The organism is Pantoea sp. X-Soil-TKNS-1279, assembly GCF_059730565.1.
The window spans coordinates 543,760-558,425 of sequence record NZ_AP035949.1 but is presented as its reverse complement, the minus strand read 5'-3'; the positions used below and the strand labels follow the sequence as shown (position 1 = coordinate 558,425).

16 protein-coding genes are annotated in these 14,666 nt (G+C 50.2%); 8 read left to right on the top strand and 8 right to left on the bottom strand.

Translation table 11 applies throughout. The features are described from left to right. The 4 genes from AC6I8N_RS22735 to AC6I8N_RS22720 are packed head-to-tail and all read right to left on the bottom strand — an operon-like array spanning nt 1 to nt 3,939. Nucleotides 1-948, bottom strand: a complete 948-nt coding sequence (locus tag AC6I8N_RS22735; protein ID WP_497830858.1) for a carbohydrate kinase family protein — start codon at nt 946-948, stop codon at nt 1-3. Further along, nucleotides 945-1,784, bottom strand: coding sequence for a carbohydrate ABC transporter permease (locus AC6I8N_RS22730; protein ID WP_415175596.1), 840 nt, complete (start codon nt 1,782-1,784; stop codon nt 945-947). The genes AC6I8N_RS22735 and AC6I8N_RS22730 overlap by 4 nt, the downstream gene beginning before the upstream one ends. After that, on the bottom strand, nt 1,774-2,682 hold the full coding sequence (locus AC6I8N_RS22725) for a carbohydrate ABC transporter permease (RefSeq protein ID WP_497830857.1): 909 nt from the start codon (nt 2,680-2,682) through the stop codon (nt 1,774-1,776). Before AC6I8N_RS22725 ends, AC6I8N_RS22730 begins: the two co-directional genes overlap by 11 nt. A 9-nt stretch (nt 2,683-2,691) precedes the next feature. Then, nucleotides 2,692-3,939 carry an extracellular solute-binding protein gene (locus AC6I8N_RS22720; protein WP_415175594.1) on the bottom strand — a complete coding sequence of 416 codons (1,248 nt, stop codon included), beginning with the start codon at nt 3,937-3,939 and terminating at the stop codon, nt 2,692-2,694. Nucleotides 3,940-4,192: 253 nt separating this feature from the next. Between AC6I8N_RS22720 and AC6I8N_RS22715 the strand changes: the two genes are divergently transcribed. Continuing rightward, a complete protein-coding gene (locus tag AC6I8N_RS22715) occupies nt 4,193-5,362 on the top strand; it encodes an ROK family protein (RefSeq protein ID WP_208726216.1) in 1,170 nt (389 codons plus the stop codon). Between the two features lie 3 nt (nt 5,363-5,365). Here AC6I8N_RS22715 and AC6I8N_RS22710 read toward each other — a convergent pair whose 3' ends face one another. Next, entirely contained in the window at nt 5,366-6,085 is a 720-nt protein-coding gene (locus tag AC6I8N_RS22710; RefSeq protein ID WP_497830856.1) for a dienelactone hydrolase family protein, read from the bottom strand. Between the two features lie 215 nt (nt 6,086-6,300). Here AC6I8N_RS22710 and AC6I8N_RS22705 point away from each other — a divergent pair, with 215 nt between their 5' ends. The 6 genes from AC6I8N_RS22705 (at nt 6,301) to AC6I8N_RS22680 (ending at nt 10,806) form a co-directional block, all read left to right on the top strand. Beyond that, nucleotides 6,301-6,714 (top strand): VOC family protein, encoded by a 414-nt coding sequence (locus tag AC6I8N_RS22705; RefSeq protein WP_497830855.1) that lies wholly within the window; start codon nt 6,301-6,303, stop codon nt 6,712-6,714. Nucleotides 6,715-6,877: 163 nt separating this feature from the next. Then, nucleotides 6,878-7,306, top strand: coding sequence for a TOBE domain-containing protein (locus AC6I8N_RS22700; protein WP_497830854.1), 429 nt, complete (start codon nt 6,878-6,880; stop codon nt 7,304-7,306). 351 nt (nt 7,307-7,657) lie between these two features. After that, the gene (locus tag AC6I8N_RS22695; RefSeq protein WP_497830853.1) at nt 7,658-8,878 is read left to right on the top strand and encodes an oligosaccharide flippase family protein; all 1,221 of its coding nucleotides are present in this window, start codon (nt 7,658-7,660) and stop codon (nt 8,876-8,878) included. After that, entirely contained in the window at nt 8,875-9,744 is an 870-nt protein-coding gene (locus tag AC6I8N_RS22690) for an ATP-grasp fold amidoligase family protein (RefSeq protein ID WP_497830852.1), read from the top strand. Before AC6I8N_RS22695 ends, AC6I8N_RS22690 begins: the two co-directional genes overlap by 4 nt. 222 nt (nt 9,745-9,966) lie before the next feature. Then, nucleotides 9,967-10,212, top strand: coding sequence for a YmjA family protein (locus tag AC6I8N_RS22685; RefSeq protein ID WP_208726229.1), 246 nt, complete (start codon nt 9,967-9,969; stop codon nt 10,210-10,212). 54 nt (nt 10,213-10,266) lie between these two features. Continuing rightward, complete coding sequence (locus AC6I8N_RS22680) at nt 10,267-10,806, top strand: DUF2058 domain-containing protein (RefSeq protein ID WP_208726231.1); 540 nt, start codon at nt 10,267-10,269, stop codon at nt 10,804-10,806. 16 nt (nt 10,807-10,822) lie between these two features. On the opposite strand, the gene AC6I8N_RS22675 is transcribed toward AC6I8N_RS22680, so the two are convergent. Beyond that, entirely contained in the window at nt 10,823-11,521 is a 699-nt protein-coding gene (locus AC6I8N_RS22675; RefSeq protein ID WP_497830851.1) for an RluA family pseudouridine synthase, read from the bottom strand. A 63-nt stretch (nt 11,522-11,584) separates the two neighbouring features. Continuing rightward, nucleotides 11,585-12,181, bottom strand: a complete 597-nt coding sequence (locus AC6I8N_RS22670) for a carbapenem self-resistance protein CarG family protein (protein WP_497830850.1) — start codon at nt 12,179-12,181, stop codon at nt 11,585-11,587. A gap of 113 nt (nt 12,182-12,294) precedes the next feature. Between AC6I8N_RS22670 and AC6I8N_RS22665 the strand changes: the two genes are divergently transcribed. Beyond that, the gene (locus tag AC6I8N_RS22665) at nt 12,295-12,762 is read left to right on the top strand and encodes a DUF1203 domain-containing protein (protein ID WP_497830849.1); all 468 of its coding nucleotides are present in this window, start codon (nt 12,295-12,297) and stop codon (nt 12,760-12,762) included. A gap of 42 nt (nt 12,763-12,804) precedes the next feature. On the opposite strand, the gene mqo is transcribed toward AC6I8N_RS22665, so the two are convergent. Continuing rightward, nucleotides 12,805-14,457, bottom strand: a complete 1,653-nt coding sequence (gene mqo / locus AC6I8N_RS22660) for a malate dehydrogenase (quinone) (RefSeq protein ID WP_497830848.1) — start codon at nt 14,455-14,457, stop codon at nt 12,805-12,807. Nucleotides 14,458-14,666: the final 209 nt, after the last annotated feature.

Sequence of the window (14,666 nt, the reverse complement as noted above, 5' to 3'; positions counted from 1 at the left end):
TTATTGTTCCTTTGCCGAAAATTGGAGTTGTTGCCAGTTGGGGTAGCGACGTGGTGCGGTGCTGATCGCCAGCGCGGCTACCGCAATCCCCCATTGCAGAGCCGCGGTAACGTCCTGCTGATGGAGCAGGGCGGTGAGAAACCCGGCGTTAAAGCTATCGCCCGCGCCAATGGTATCCACCACCGTAACCGGACGGGCGGGTTGGCTGAGCTGTTGATCGCGCAACCAGCAGCGCGCGCCCTGTTCTCCACACTTCACCACGCAACCGCCGCGACCACTTAACTGCCGGGCCAGTAGCGTTGCGCTGGTGGAGAGCTGCGCCTGTGCCGCCAGCCCGAGGGTTTCCACTTCGTTCAGCAGCAACCAGTCGCACAGCGGCAGCCAACGGGCGATATCCTGTCGCACTTCCTCCGTCCAACCCTGCGGTGGCCAGCCGGTATCGACAGCAATCAGATAGCCACGCTGGCGCAGCTCAGTGAGTAACGCGGGATAGTCGCCATACAGATGCAGGCAGAGAAAAGTGCCGCACAGCAACACGATATCGCCCTCAGTCGCCCGCTGCGGCAGTTGATCCAGCACCTGCTGCGCGGTGAGCTGCACAATATGACCGTAGTTGCTGATAAAGGAACGCTCGTGGTCGGAGTGGGTGACGCCTACCGTCAGCGAGGTTTCGCACTGGCTACGCGGCCAGTGTGCGGCGCTGTGGGGAAAATGGCTTGCCAGCCACTGGCTGAGGCCATCGTCACCCTGATTGGCGATAGCGCGATGACGCACCTGCATTGCCTCCAGCGCCAGCGCGCAGTTACCGGCTGAGCCGCCGGGGCGCAACTCACTGTGTTTGACCATGACTTCAGTGCCACGCTGTGGCCACTGATCCAGCGTGCCCATAATTAAATCGACATTGATATTGCCCACCACATAAAGGGTGGCGGTGGTTGTGTTGATCATCCCTTACTCCCCCCGCTGGCAAGACCGCTTACCAGGGTTTTTTGTAGCCAGATAGCAATAAACAGGGGCGGTACTGAGGCCAGAATCCCGACCGCCGCAATTAAACCGTCATCGGTGGCACGTCCGGCGGTGAAACCGGCAATGGTCACCGGCAGGGTCTGCGCAGCGATGTTGCTGGTGAACAGCAGGGCATAGAAAAATTCGTCCCATGCCAGCAGCCAGCCAAACAGCGCCGCAGCGCCCAGGACCGGTTTTGCCAGCGGCAAGGTGATGCGCAGCAATACCTGCCACACGCGCAGACCATCAAGACGAGCGGCCTGCTCGATATCCTGGGGCAGGGTGTCGAACTGGTTTTTCAGCATCCAGGTCAGAAACGGCAAAATCAGCGAACAATAAACGATGATCAAACCGGGTCGGGTGTTGAGCAAATCAAAGTGCTGCAACAGGAAGTAAAGCGGCAGGACAAAGGCGACCGGCGGCACCATATAGATGGCGAGGGAGGCAAACAGCCAGCCATCGCGTCCACGATAGCGTGAGAAGCTGAAGGCGGCCGGAATCGCCAGCAACAGGCAAATCACGGTCGCGCCGGTGGCGACGATCAGACTGTTGCCCAGCGCATGCAGAAACAGCGTGCCGGGCTGATCCGGTGCCAGCGACAATAGCCTGCCATAGCGGGTGAAATCCCACTGGCGCGGCAACCACTCCAGTGGGATGCGCGTCAGATCGCTGGTCGCGCTAACGCTCATCAGAAACAGCCAACTCATGGGTGCCAGTACCGATACGGCGACCAGCAGCGCGGCGAGGTATTTCGCCACCGTGCGTATTTTAGCCTTCATCGGCACTCCCGCGGCGGCGCTGCCGCCACAATAACAACATGTAAATAGTGATCAGCACAGCACACAGTAGCGTCATCAGCATGGCGTAGGCGGCACCGCTGCCGGCACGCAGATAGCTGAATGACTCCTGATAGACGTAAAAGCTGAGAGTTTTGGTGCTATCGACCGGGCCACCGCGCGTCATGACGTAAATAATGTCGAAGATCTTGAACGCATCGATGATACGCAGTACCAGGGCAACGCTGAGTGGACCCACAATCGCCGGAAAGGTAATGGCGCGAAAACGTCGCCATGCTGATGCGCCATCCAGCCGTGCCGCTTCATAAAGGTCGTCAGGAATGGATTGCAGCGCTGCCAGCACCAACAACGTCACCAGCGGGTAGTTTTTCCAGATATCCGCCAGCATCACTGCGTTAAGCGCGGAATCGGGTGATCCCAGCCAACTGCGGTAGCCATCAATAATCCCCAACTGGGTCAACAGGGCATTGATACTGCCGTAGTCCGGGTTGAAATTGAGTCGCCACATCATGGCGTTGACGATGGTCGGTAGCGCCCACGGCAGAATCACCAGCACGCGCAGCATGTTGCGGCCGACAAATTTCTGGTTTAGCAGCAGCGCGACCAGCACGCCAATCACCCCTTCAATCGCCACCGACACTACGGTGAAGTACAGGGTGCGCCACAACGAGCTCTGAAAATCAGCATCGGTTATGGCATACAGGTAGTTTTCCAGTCCAACCCAGCCGGGGGCTTCACCGCTGCCAATCAGGGCGGCATCGGTGAAACTCAGCCAGATGGTGCGTAGCAGAGGCCAGGCGGTGAGCAGCAGCATCACCAGTAACATGGGTGCCAGCAGCACCCATGCCTGCCGCTGTTCGCGTTGACGCAAACTCAGCATACTGACCCCTTAATGCAGACGTGCCGCGCTTTTATCCACCGTCTGCATCGCCGCTTCCGGCGTCACACTGCCCAGCAGCACCTGTTGCAGTTGCTGTTGCAGGGTATTGGAGAGACGGGAATAGTCGGCGGTTTCCGGGCGTGACAGCATCACGTTGAGTGATTTATCCGCCGCAGCGATCAGGCTTTCCTGATTTTTCAGCACCGCCGGATCCTGATAGGAGCTTTTCCAGATCGGCAGGCTTAGCGTGGCGTATTTATTCTGCACCGGCTGCGAGGTCATATAGCTGATGTATTCCCATGCCTGTTCCGGGTGGCTGCTGCCTTTGGCAATGCCTAAGCCCATTGATCCGTTAACCGCGCCGACTTTACCCGGCGCATCGCCTGGCGCAGGCATGATACCGACCTGACCAGCGACTTTGCTCTGTTTCGGATCGTTCGCCATGTTGTACATATAGGTCCAGTTCAGAGCGAAGGCGGCGTCACCGTTGGAGAAGGATTTACGCACATCTTCTTCGAGGTATTCACGCGAAGCCGGATTGCTCAAACCTTCATCCAGCGAGCTTTTCATCAACTTCACCGCCTGCAATGACGCCGGGCTGGAGAAATCCAGTTTGCCGTTCTGGTAGAACTTGCCACCAAAGCCAGAGACCAGGGTGGTGTAATCGCACACCAGCGCTTCTGCTTGCGACCAGCTCCAGACCAGCGGATATTTCACGATGTTTTTCTGTTTGATGGTGCGCGCATCATCCATCACCTGTTGCCAGGTTTCAGGCAGGGTGGTGATCCCTGCTTTTTCCAGCATCGCTTTGTTGTAGTAAAGGTATTTGGTATCGAGGATCCACGGCATCCCGAGGGTCTTCCCTTTGAACACCACGGTATTCATCGCTCCGGGGAAGATCTGTGATTTTTCTTCCGGGGTGATACGGCTGCTCACGTCCTGCAACAGGTCAAAACGGGTGAATTCAGCCGGCCAGATGGCATCGAACAACACCACGTCATAGCCGTTGCCACCGGCGCCGCGTGCGGCGACGATTTTATCGTGCAGCGCTTCGTAAGGCACAAACTCCAGATTGACCTGCACGTCCGGGTGCGCTTTTTCAAACTCCTGTGTCATGGCGCGAATATCATTTTCGCTATACGCGGCCTGGGTCATGAATAACGCATTAAGCGTGGTGGCCGCTGAGGCGCTTCCCGCGCTCGCTAACAGCAGGGCTGCAAAACATCCTTTCAGCGTGGGGGTGAATCGGGTTTTCATGGTTTTCTCCGCCTAAATGCAAAAAGAGGGTGTTTAATTAAATCAATTTGATTGATTTAATAACGCGCACAGGTTGTCAGATTGCTGCGGCTGACATCGATTAGCTTAAGCAAGTGACGTGCCAGGGCATACATCTCGCTTGCCACTGCGCTTAACTCTGCACAGATTTTTGCGTCTGTCAGGTGAACAACATGGAAAATGTGTAGCCGATCATAGATATTGATGCGATTGCGTCAGGAGCTTAGGAAGGACGATGAAAACCTCGGGAACCAATCTGGAACACGCGCGTGCGCACAACCGGCGCGTCATCATCGAAGCCATTCGCCTGCATGGTGAACTGACGCGCGCTGAGCTGGCGCGACTTACCGCCTTAACCCCGCAAACCGTCTCCAACATCGTAGCGGAACTGGAAGAAGCGGAGCTGCTCGCCAGTCGCCAGCCGCGTAAGCAGGGGCGGGGACAACCGGCGATCCCGGTGACATTGAATCCAGCCAGTGCCTGGTCGATCGGTATCCATCTTGATCATCAAACGCTACTGATCGTGCTGGTGGATTTAACCGGCGAAATTCATTTCCGTCGCCTTATTCTGGTGCAGAAGCCCCAACCTGATGCCACTTTAGCGCGCATCGCTGAGGTACTGGCGGAGATCAAAACGCAACTGGGCGCGCGCTGGGGGAAAGTATTGGGGATAGGGGTGGTGATGCCCGGACCTTTTGGTGTTGAAGGGATCTCGTCGGTCGGTCCCACCACGCTGAACGGTTGGGAAAACGTCAATATCGAGACAGAACTGGCGGCAATGAGCGGTTTACCAGTGACGCTGGAAAACGATGCCACGGTCGCGGCGATAGGTGAACGTTTCCACGGCGTGGCACGTCAGCTCAACTCCTTTATTTATCTCTATATCGGTACCGGACTGGGAGCCGGTATCTTCACCGACGGCCATATTTATACCGGCCATGCGCACAACGCCGGTGAGGTGGGGCATATCGTGATTGATCCGCACGGGCGTGAGTGCTACTGCGGCAACAAAGGGTGTCTGGAGCGGTATGTTTCGTTGCAGGCCGCCTATGAATTTTGTGGTCTGGACCCGATGAGCGCCCTGCCCGACGATTTACTCGAAGTGGACCCGGCATTATTTGATCGCTGGATCGACAGCGTGTTAGCTCCGCTACGCCAGGCGATCAATATGCTTGAGTGCGTTTTTGATGCCGAAAGTGTGATTATTGGCGGCATGATGCCCGCAACCCTGCTGGATAAAATCGTCCAGCGTTTGCCGCCGTTATATCAGTCGGTGCGCGGACGTTATCTCACGGGATCGCGCCTGAAGACCGGGATGACCGGTAGCGATACCGCAGCACTGGGTGCTGCGGCATTGCCGATCTTTGATGAATTTAATCCACAGTTTCAGGTGCTGATGAAATGAGGGTTAAAAGATCTCGGCAAATAACGCGAACATGCGTGTAAAAGCGCGCTCGGCCACCTGCGGATGGTACTGGGCCACGCCAGGATTATTGGCCTGTGGATCGGTAAAGGAGTGGGCTGCGCCAGCGTAGCTGACCAGTTGCCAGTCGATCTGACGGGCTGTCATCTCGTGGACAAATTCATTCAACTGCTCGCGGGGCACCAGCGGATCGGCTGCGCCGTCCAGCACCAGTACGCTACCTTTGATTGAATCCATCGCGTAGTCACCTTTGGTGTCCAGCGAGCCGTGGAACGACACGGCGGCTTTGATATCGGCACCGCTGCGCGCCAGTTCCAGTGCGCAGTGACCCCCAAAACAGAAACCGACGGCGGCCAGTTTATCGTGTGCTACCGGAGCCTGCTGCTGTTCCAGCAATGCCGTCAGCGCCGCCTGCATACGCGCCACTTCTGCGGGCGTATCTTTCACTGCCATCATCATGCTGCCCGCTTCTTCACCTGAAGTCGGGCGTTTGCCTTCACCGTAAAGGTCCGCCACCAACACCACAAATCCCTGCGCGGCAATTTTCCCGGCAAGGTCTTCAGCCATACGGGTGACACCCATCCAGTTGGGTGCCAGCACGATGCCGGGACGTGCGCGGCTGGTGTCGTTCTGGTAAACGAGGGAACCGGTGAAGGTGCTGCCGTTTGCCTGATAAGTGACGGGAGATGTGGTTAAGCTGGCCATAAATAAATCCCTGATAAATAAGTAAGTTAAGATGGAGTACGTTGCAGGCAATTGGCAGGTAATGCAATGGTTTTAGTGCGTGACAGCAAGAAATGTTAACGGGAGGAATTCGCTGCGGTTCTGGTGGTTGCGGCGCGATTTATCGCGCTAACAGACAAATGGCTGGATCAGTTTGATGTAATTTAGGGGGAAGAAAAGTCAGTGGAGATTGCCAGATGTTTGCACATATGCGTATTGCTAAACCGGTCACCAACCTCGAACGTGCTTTCCTGATGTACAGCCAGGGATTGGGGATGAAAAAGATTGCTGATTTCACCGATCATGATGGTTTTAGCGGCATCATGTTAGGTCGGGAAGGGTTAGCGTGGCACATGGAGTTTACTGTTTGCCATCATCATCCCGTTCAGCCATTGCAGACGGCAGAAGACTTATTGATTCTTTATTATCCGGACAACGACGAATGGCGAGATGTCTGTGCCAGGATGATCACCGCAGGTTTTACCGTGACAGAATCATTTAATCCTTATTGGGAAGTTAACGGGCGCACGTTTGTCGATGCCGATGGTTATCGTGTGGTGATCCAGAACCGGGCATGGGATGTTGCCATGATTAAGGACACGATCTGTTAATTAGCCAAATTATCGGCGTAATTCTATTCAGTTAAGACATATTATGTAGCGGCGCGATTTATTGCGCGATTAGCTATCCAGCGCGATAAATCGCGCCGCTACGAATTAATGCACAAACATAAGTATCAGGCACTGCTATCAATCAGCGAGATAAGGAGTTTTTATGCAGGTATCAGCACGTAATCAACTGGTTGGCACGGTCAGCGCCGTCACCACCGGTGCCGTTAATGACGAAGTCGAATTGACGCTGGCTGGGGGCGTCAAACTGGTGGCGATCGTCACCCACAGCAGTAAAGAAGCATTAGGTCTGGTTGCCGGTAAAGAAGCCATTGCCTTCATCAAAGCGCCGTGGGTGACCCTTGCCACTGAAGAGTGTGGCCTGAAGTTCTCTGCACGTAACCAATTTGCCGGTAGCGTCACCCGCGTAACCGAAGGCGCGGTTAACGCGACCGTGCACATTGCAACTGACGCCGGGTTTGAAATTGTCGCCGTCGTCACCAACGAAAGCCAGGAAGAGATGAAGCTGACGCAGGGCAGCCGTGTGCTTGCGCTGATCAAAGCCTCCGCGATTCTGATTGCGACCCGTGCCTGACGCGTAGTTTTATTCATTTCAGGTAAAACTACGTGCTATGAAGTAACTCGCGTTCACTGTCACCTGGTAACGCGAGTTGCTGATAGTTAATCCCCTTCTGTATTACCATAAAACTCTATTAATAATTGGCATTGTTAATGGAAAAATAATGCAACTAATCTGATTAATTTAAAAAAACCTTCACTGTTTTTATTTAAGCAGTCACACTACCAACCAAAAATGAATGGAGTGGGATGGTTTTTTTAGGTAAGTAAAATCCCATCAGGTGTAGAGATATCTTTCATTCATAAGGATATAACCACAAACCATGCCTATGTGAGATGTGAAATGTACACTAACGCATTATGGATCATGCTGGAGAAGTCAGTTAATATTATCGGCCTGATATATATTAATTCACTCATGGCAAAATATATTGGCCCTGACAATTTCGGAAAAATAAACATTTCAACCTCGCTTTTTATATTTGTACAAACATTGTCATGGTTTGGCGGTCAGAGCATTTTGTTTAAACGCATGAGCGAAAATACAAAATCCGGCATCGCAATGGCGATGAACACGCAAAATCAACGGCGTCTTTTCTTTCTCCTGTCATCAAGTGCGATTTTAATTTATCTTTATTTATTTACTGATTTCGTCGTATTTTTATTTGGTGTGGCGAATTGCATTGCTACTTACTATATTGTGATGGACTTCTTTTCCATTTACAACAACACTCAGCTTAAGTCAAAAATAAACACGATAACAAATGTGATTGGGCTATCTTTAGCACTATTGATCAGATTCTATATTTCGCACTTCGAGTTGCCAGTTTACTACTTCACCATTCCAATTATCATAATCCCGCTCATACCCTACATCATGCGGCTGATTTATTTTAAAAATACGATAGAGCTAAAAGACAATGGTAAAGGTTTTGGGCTGTATAATCGGCATATGCTGTATGCCGGAGGGGCGTTGATTTTATCAAGCCTGTCAGTTGATATATACACCCAGATCTCCAACATTTTTTTGGCTAAAATAATTTCTTACTCAGATCTCGGGGTTTATAGCGTAGCATTAACCATAGGAGGTGCCTGGTCATTTATTGTTTTGGCGTTAATAACAAGCTTTTTTTCAAAAATATATAGCGAAAAAAACCCAATAGCTATTGAGAGACTGCTGATTAAAATTAATCGAATTGTAATTCTGCTTTCCCTTATTGCTTTAGGTGGGTTCTATCTTTTTGGTGACTTCTTTATTCGTAAACTGTATGGCGATAAATATATGGATTCAGTGAATATCATCCCCGTGATAATTATTGCCACCATGTTCTCTGCATTGGGAACGATTTGCTACAGGTATATGATAAAGGAATCCGGATATAACTATCTGGCTAAAAAGATGTTTTTATGCTGTGTATTAACAATACCATTGTCCTGGATAATGATTAGTGCGTTCGGGATTAATGGCGCTGCATATTGTTTTTTGATTGTTGAGGTTTTGTCTTGCACTTTTCTTAATTACTTTTTCAAAGACAAAACAATCATCAAAATGCACCTTAATATTTTTAAATTGGGGTTGTTAAAATGAACGTGATAAAACAAACAGTAAAATCAGCTCTAAAGGTTGGCGCTAATGTTTTTCCTGAATTTTATGCTAAAACTCACTATCTGATCCGATTCAAGAAAAAATTAAATTTAAGAAACCCTGCCAGTTTTAATGAAAAGATACAGTGGCTAAAGTTTAATGAACTTAATGATGATATTTACACGCTGTGCGCGGATAAATATAAGGTCAGGGAGTATGTTTCAGCTAAAGGCTGTGGGGATATCCTTAATGTCCTGTATGGGGTGTACGATAATCCTCAGGATATAGACTATAGCGTATTGCCAGAGAAGTTTGCGCTGAAGTGTAATCATGGTGCAGGATATAACATCATCTGTGATGATAAATCAGCACTGGACATTGAAAAAACGAACAAAAAACTTAATGAATGGTTAAGGCAAGATTACTCAGCAAATTTTGTTGAGCCGCAGTATAAAAAAATAGAAAGAAAAATTTTATGTGAGAAGTACATCGAAAATGAGCGCGGTGGTTTTCCTGATGACTATAAATTTTACTGTTTTAACGGGAAGCCCTACGCGGTAATGGTTTGCGTAGGAAGAGAGAAGGGAACACCCAAGTTCTATTACTTCGACATGAACTGGAAGCCTCTTCCTTTCGAAGATACCATTGAGTTAATCAAAGAAAACCATTTTCCAGAAATGCCCGAAGGATTTAATAAAATGAAAGCCTGCGCGATTAAGCTGGCTTCTGATTTTAAATTTGTTCGGGCTGATTTCTATCTTCTTAATGGTCAGGTGATTTTTGGTGAGCTGACATTTACGCCTTCGGCAGGATTGGATGTCACCTTACAGGAAGCCGATGTCTTTTTAGGAAGCCAACTGAAGTTATAGTTTGCACGATGTTAGAAAAACTCATCAATGGCACACGAAAAATTTAAAGGTTGAACCCGCTATAAAATGGCGCAGTCGTGACATTCTCATCTCACAACTGCGCCATTTTTTTTGGCTATTTCTCTGATAAATCATAACAGAAAAAACCCACTGAAAATGGTATCATCCCGGCCGAATGCTGCCCCGTAGTGGGCATAAACTGAAATCCCTGGGGGACACCTGATGAACAACGACGTACCGCTTAAATTTTATGACATCGTGGATGAGTACGAAGTAGACGCTGCCAAACCGGTCACAGAGTCAGAGCGAGACGCTCTGGCGCGTTATTTTCAGCTATTGATCACCCGTTTGATGAATAACGAAGAGATCAGTGAGCAAGCGCAGCAGGAGATGGCCAATGAAGCCGGTATCGATGCGCTGCGTATTGATGAGATTGCGACTTTTCTCAATCAATGGGGCAATGAGTAGCTTTGTGTGTCGGGTTATAATCCCACAAATTATTCAACAGGTTTAGAAACGCAAATGACAAAACTTACCTTACAAGAGCAGATGCTAAAAGCTGGACTAGTCACCAGCAAGAAAATGGCCAAAGTCCAGAGAACGGCGAAAAAATCACGCGTTCAGGCTCGTGAGGCAAGAGAAGCAGTGGAAGAGAACAAAAAAGCGCAGCTTGAACGAGATAAGCAACTCAGCGAGCAACAAAAGCAAGCGACGTTATCCAAAGAGTATAAAGCGCAGGTGAAGCAACTGATTGAGATGAATCGAATCGTCATTGCCAAAGGCGATATCGAATTTAACTTTACCGATAATAATTTAATTAAAAAAATTGTTGTAGATAAGTTGACTCAAGCGCAGTTGGTGAATGGCCGTCTTGCCATTGCCCGGTTGGTGGTTGATAACAGTGGCAAAAGTGAATACGCGATAATCCCTGCCGTCGTTGCCGATAAAATTGCGCAGCGAGATGCGAGCAGTATCGTATTAAATAGTGCGCTCAGCCAGGAACAGCAGGATGAAGATGATCCTTATGCTGATTTTAAAGTACCAGATGATTTGATGTGGTAATCAGGCATTTTCGCATTCAGAACGGGCTACTATGACGAGCGTTGATCGTCTCTTCACTGATGGGATGCACAAAATGCAGCTCACTGGCGTGCAGCATCAGCCGTGGGGTCTGTTCGGTGCCCGGCAACAAGCGACCACCATACAGATCGCAGCCTAAAATAGGGTGGCCCAAATGCTGGCAGTGAATGCGCAGTTGATGGGTGCGCCCGGTCTCCGGGGTTAGCTGCACCCGCGTCAATGGCAGTCGAGTCCCATCCACCCACTCATGATAAAAGCGGTCAACCACCTGGTAACGGGAACGAGCAGGCTTGCCGTGAGTGGCACAAATCGACATCAGCGGAAAGCGTGCCGGGTCTTTGGCAATCGGCGCGTCTATCACCCCTTCATTATCAGCCAGATGCCCACAAAGCAGTGCGCTGTACACTTTGGTCACGGTGCGCAGACTGAACTGCTGGCATAACGCGGCGTTGATCGCCTTATTGCGGGCAATCACCATCAGACCGGAAGTCCCAAAATCAAGGCGATGCACCAGGGTGCAGCCGGGGAATATCTTTACCAGCCGATGATGTACCGAATCGAGATTCTGCGGATTTTTACCCGACAGACTGAGCAATCCGGTGGGTTTATTGATCAGCACCAGGTGGTCGTCTTGATAGAGTGTCTCTATCTGGTCATGGCACGGTGGAGCGATAAAGGTATCGTGAATCACAGACATCAGGCCGTCCGGCAGTAAGAGTGGCAGCGGATAATAACGAATTTTCAGTTGAGTGACGAATCGTTAGTTTTCAAATACCCTTTCTTCGATTTCCTGATATGCCTCAGTTGCAGATAAATACGATTTCTTTGTCACCCGTGTTTTATGTAAGACCCAATCATAAAGAGGCACACCGGGGTCATCGCGAGATTCTGCGAATTTATAAACCTTCAATGTTATTTTGCTCGTATCAAACAGGTTATCACCGCTCTTTAGGGCTGAAACAAGATAAAAGCGATTGTGAAGTTGGTAAAGCCGGATGTCCTGTACAAGGAATTCAGCATCTGCTGACAACCGGTAATCGAACCAGGTAAACAGATTGCTATTGGCTACGGGCATTATGCAATAACCACTCCCAGGGCAACTGACAAAAAACGTAAGGCCACGATTCGGGTGCGACGTATTGTTATCAAACTGCGACATGACCACCATATCGTTGACCCGATCCTGGTTGAGATCGAGATAGTTTGAACCAGGTTTCAATGCTATCGGGGTTAGCGCCGCAACCGTGCTGCTTGTCCAAAGGATGATGGCTGGCACCAGGTAATAATTCATATTTCCTCCGTGAAAATATTGTCCAGATCCTTCATGTCGTTTCGCTTCAGAGGCTGGTTTCGGCATCTTAGCACATGCCAGCATTAATGCTGGATGGCAAAACTCCATGACCGTTTACAGCGAGCACGTAACGGGAATCAGGCGCTTAATACCCATCCGGTTAACGCTTTGGAGAGGTTATGGCTTATACCATTCGCGGTTTAAATAGCAGCGCATTTACCCATTTGTTTGGTCAGGATGAGAACTATCTGGCGCGACATTTGGCGAGACGGATGCGGGCAGATAAAAACTCGGGTTTTCCGGATCGCATTGCCTTGCGTGATGTGCCGGAGGGGGAGTATGCGATTCTGATCAATCATGCTTACCAACCTGCGGAAACCCCTTACTTTGGCAGACACGCCATCTTTATCCATGAAGGTTGCACCAGGCAAGGTGTCTATCAGGATGAAGTTCCGCCTTATCTGACTACCCGGCTACTCTCGATGCGGGCGTTTAATGCAGCACATATGATTATTGCGGCGGAGGTTACTCAAGGCAGTGAAGCGGAGTCGTTAATTTTTCAGATGTTGCGTCAGCCTGAAACCGCCTACATCCATGTGCATAGTGCCCGATTCGGCTGTTATCTGTGTGTCATTGAACGTAGTTGAAGCAAATCAAAACCCCGCACCGGCAGGTGCGGGGTTTACGGATTACAGCGCCATATCGTGTTGCGGTGACGGTGCTGCTTTAGCCGGTGCGGCGGCCTGCGGCTGAGTGTCAGCGGCTGGCATATTGATTACCGGAGGTTTGGTCAGTTGCAGTGTCGCTGCGGTGTCATCCCAAACCTGCTGTGCCAGTGCTGGATTGTCGTTCAGCTTCTGGCCGTAGGCCGGGACGATCTGATGAATCTTCTGCTGCCATTCCGGGCTGGCGAACTCAGTCGGGAACAGTTGTTTGATCACGTTGATGGCGATTGGCGCAGCCGTTGACGCACCCGGTGACGCACCCAACAGCGCGGCCACGGTTTTCTGCTGATCGGTCACGATTTCCGTACCCAGCTTCAGCACGCCACCTTTCTCGGCATCTTTCTTGATGATCTGTACACGCTGACCAGCCTGAATCAGTTTCCAGTCTTCTTTCTTCGCGTCCGGGAAGTACTCTTTCAGCGCGGAAAAACGGTCATCATCATTCAGCATCACCTGACCGATCAGGTATTTCACCAGGTCGAAGTTATCAATGCCCACATGGGTCATCGGCATAAAGTTGCTGGTGGTAGTGGTGCCTAACAGATCAAACAGTGAACCGTTTTTCAGGAACTTGGTTGAGAAGGTCGCGAACGGTCCAAACAGCACCACACGCTTGCCATCGAGGAAACGCGCATCGAGGTGCGGTACGGACATCGGCGGCGCACCTACCGAAGCCTGGCCGTAAACTTTTTCCAGGTGACGGCTGGTGATGGCCGGGTTTTCGGTCACGAGGAACGACCCCCCCACCGGGAAGCCAGCGTAGTTTTCACCCTCAGGAATACCGGTTTTCTGCAACAGCTTCAGTGCGCCGCCACCGGCACCGATAAATACGTAACGTGCATCGATGGTGCGGTTCTCACCACTTTTCACATCTTTGATGGTGACATGCCAGCTGTTGTCGCTGTTACGTTTGAAATCGGTGACTTCAGATGAGGTTTCCAGCGAGAAATTTTCGTTCTTTTTCAGGCTACCGATCAACTGACGAGTGATTTCACCGTAGTTAACGTCCGTACCCACTGGAGTCCAGGTGGCAGCGACTTTCTGCTGCGGATCGCGGCCTTCCATAATCAGTGGTGCCCACTGCTGAATTTGCGCGTGATCGGTAGAGAATTTCATGCCCTGAAACAGCACGGTTTTCTGTAATGCTTCATAACGCTTGGTCAGATACTCAACGTTTTTATCACCCCAGACAAAGCTCATATGCGGCGTGGAGTTAATAAAGTTGTGCGGAGTATTTAATACGCCACGTTTTACCTGAGCGGTCCAGAATTGACGCGAAATCATAAAGGCTTCGTTAATTTCCAGCGCTTTACTGACATCAATGCTACCGTCCGAACGTTCTGGCGTATAGTTCAGCTCCATATTTGCGGAGTGACCGGTACCGGCGTTATTCCAGCCGTTGGACGATTCCAGCGCGACGCCGTCCAGTTTTTCGACCATAACCTGTTTCCAGCTGGGTTGTAATTCTTCCAGCCAGGTCCCCAGAGAAGCACTCATGATGCCCCCGCCAATCAGCAGCACGTCAGTCTTTTCCGGCGTGTCGGCGGCATGAACGGCAGAGCTGACAAGTAATGCGGTGAGCGAAAGCGAGGTGATTAATTTAGTTGATTTTTTCATTGCGATAACAACGTTTCTTGGCGATGAGTAAAAAGTTCGCAACAAATTTAAAACATTGTTATTGAAATTTTAAAATTTATTTAGTTTAAAAACTATTGAATTAACAAGGCGGATTTATTTGGTTACAAATGTATTGCACTATTTCCTCGCGAAATAAGCGGTTATTTTGTGTTGGCGTCCACTATTTATAACCGCTATTTCGGCAGGGT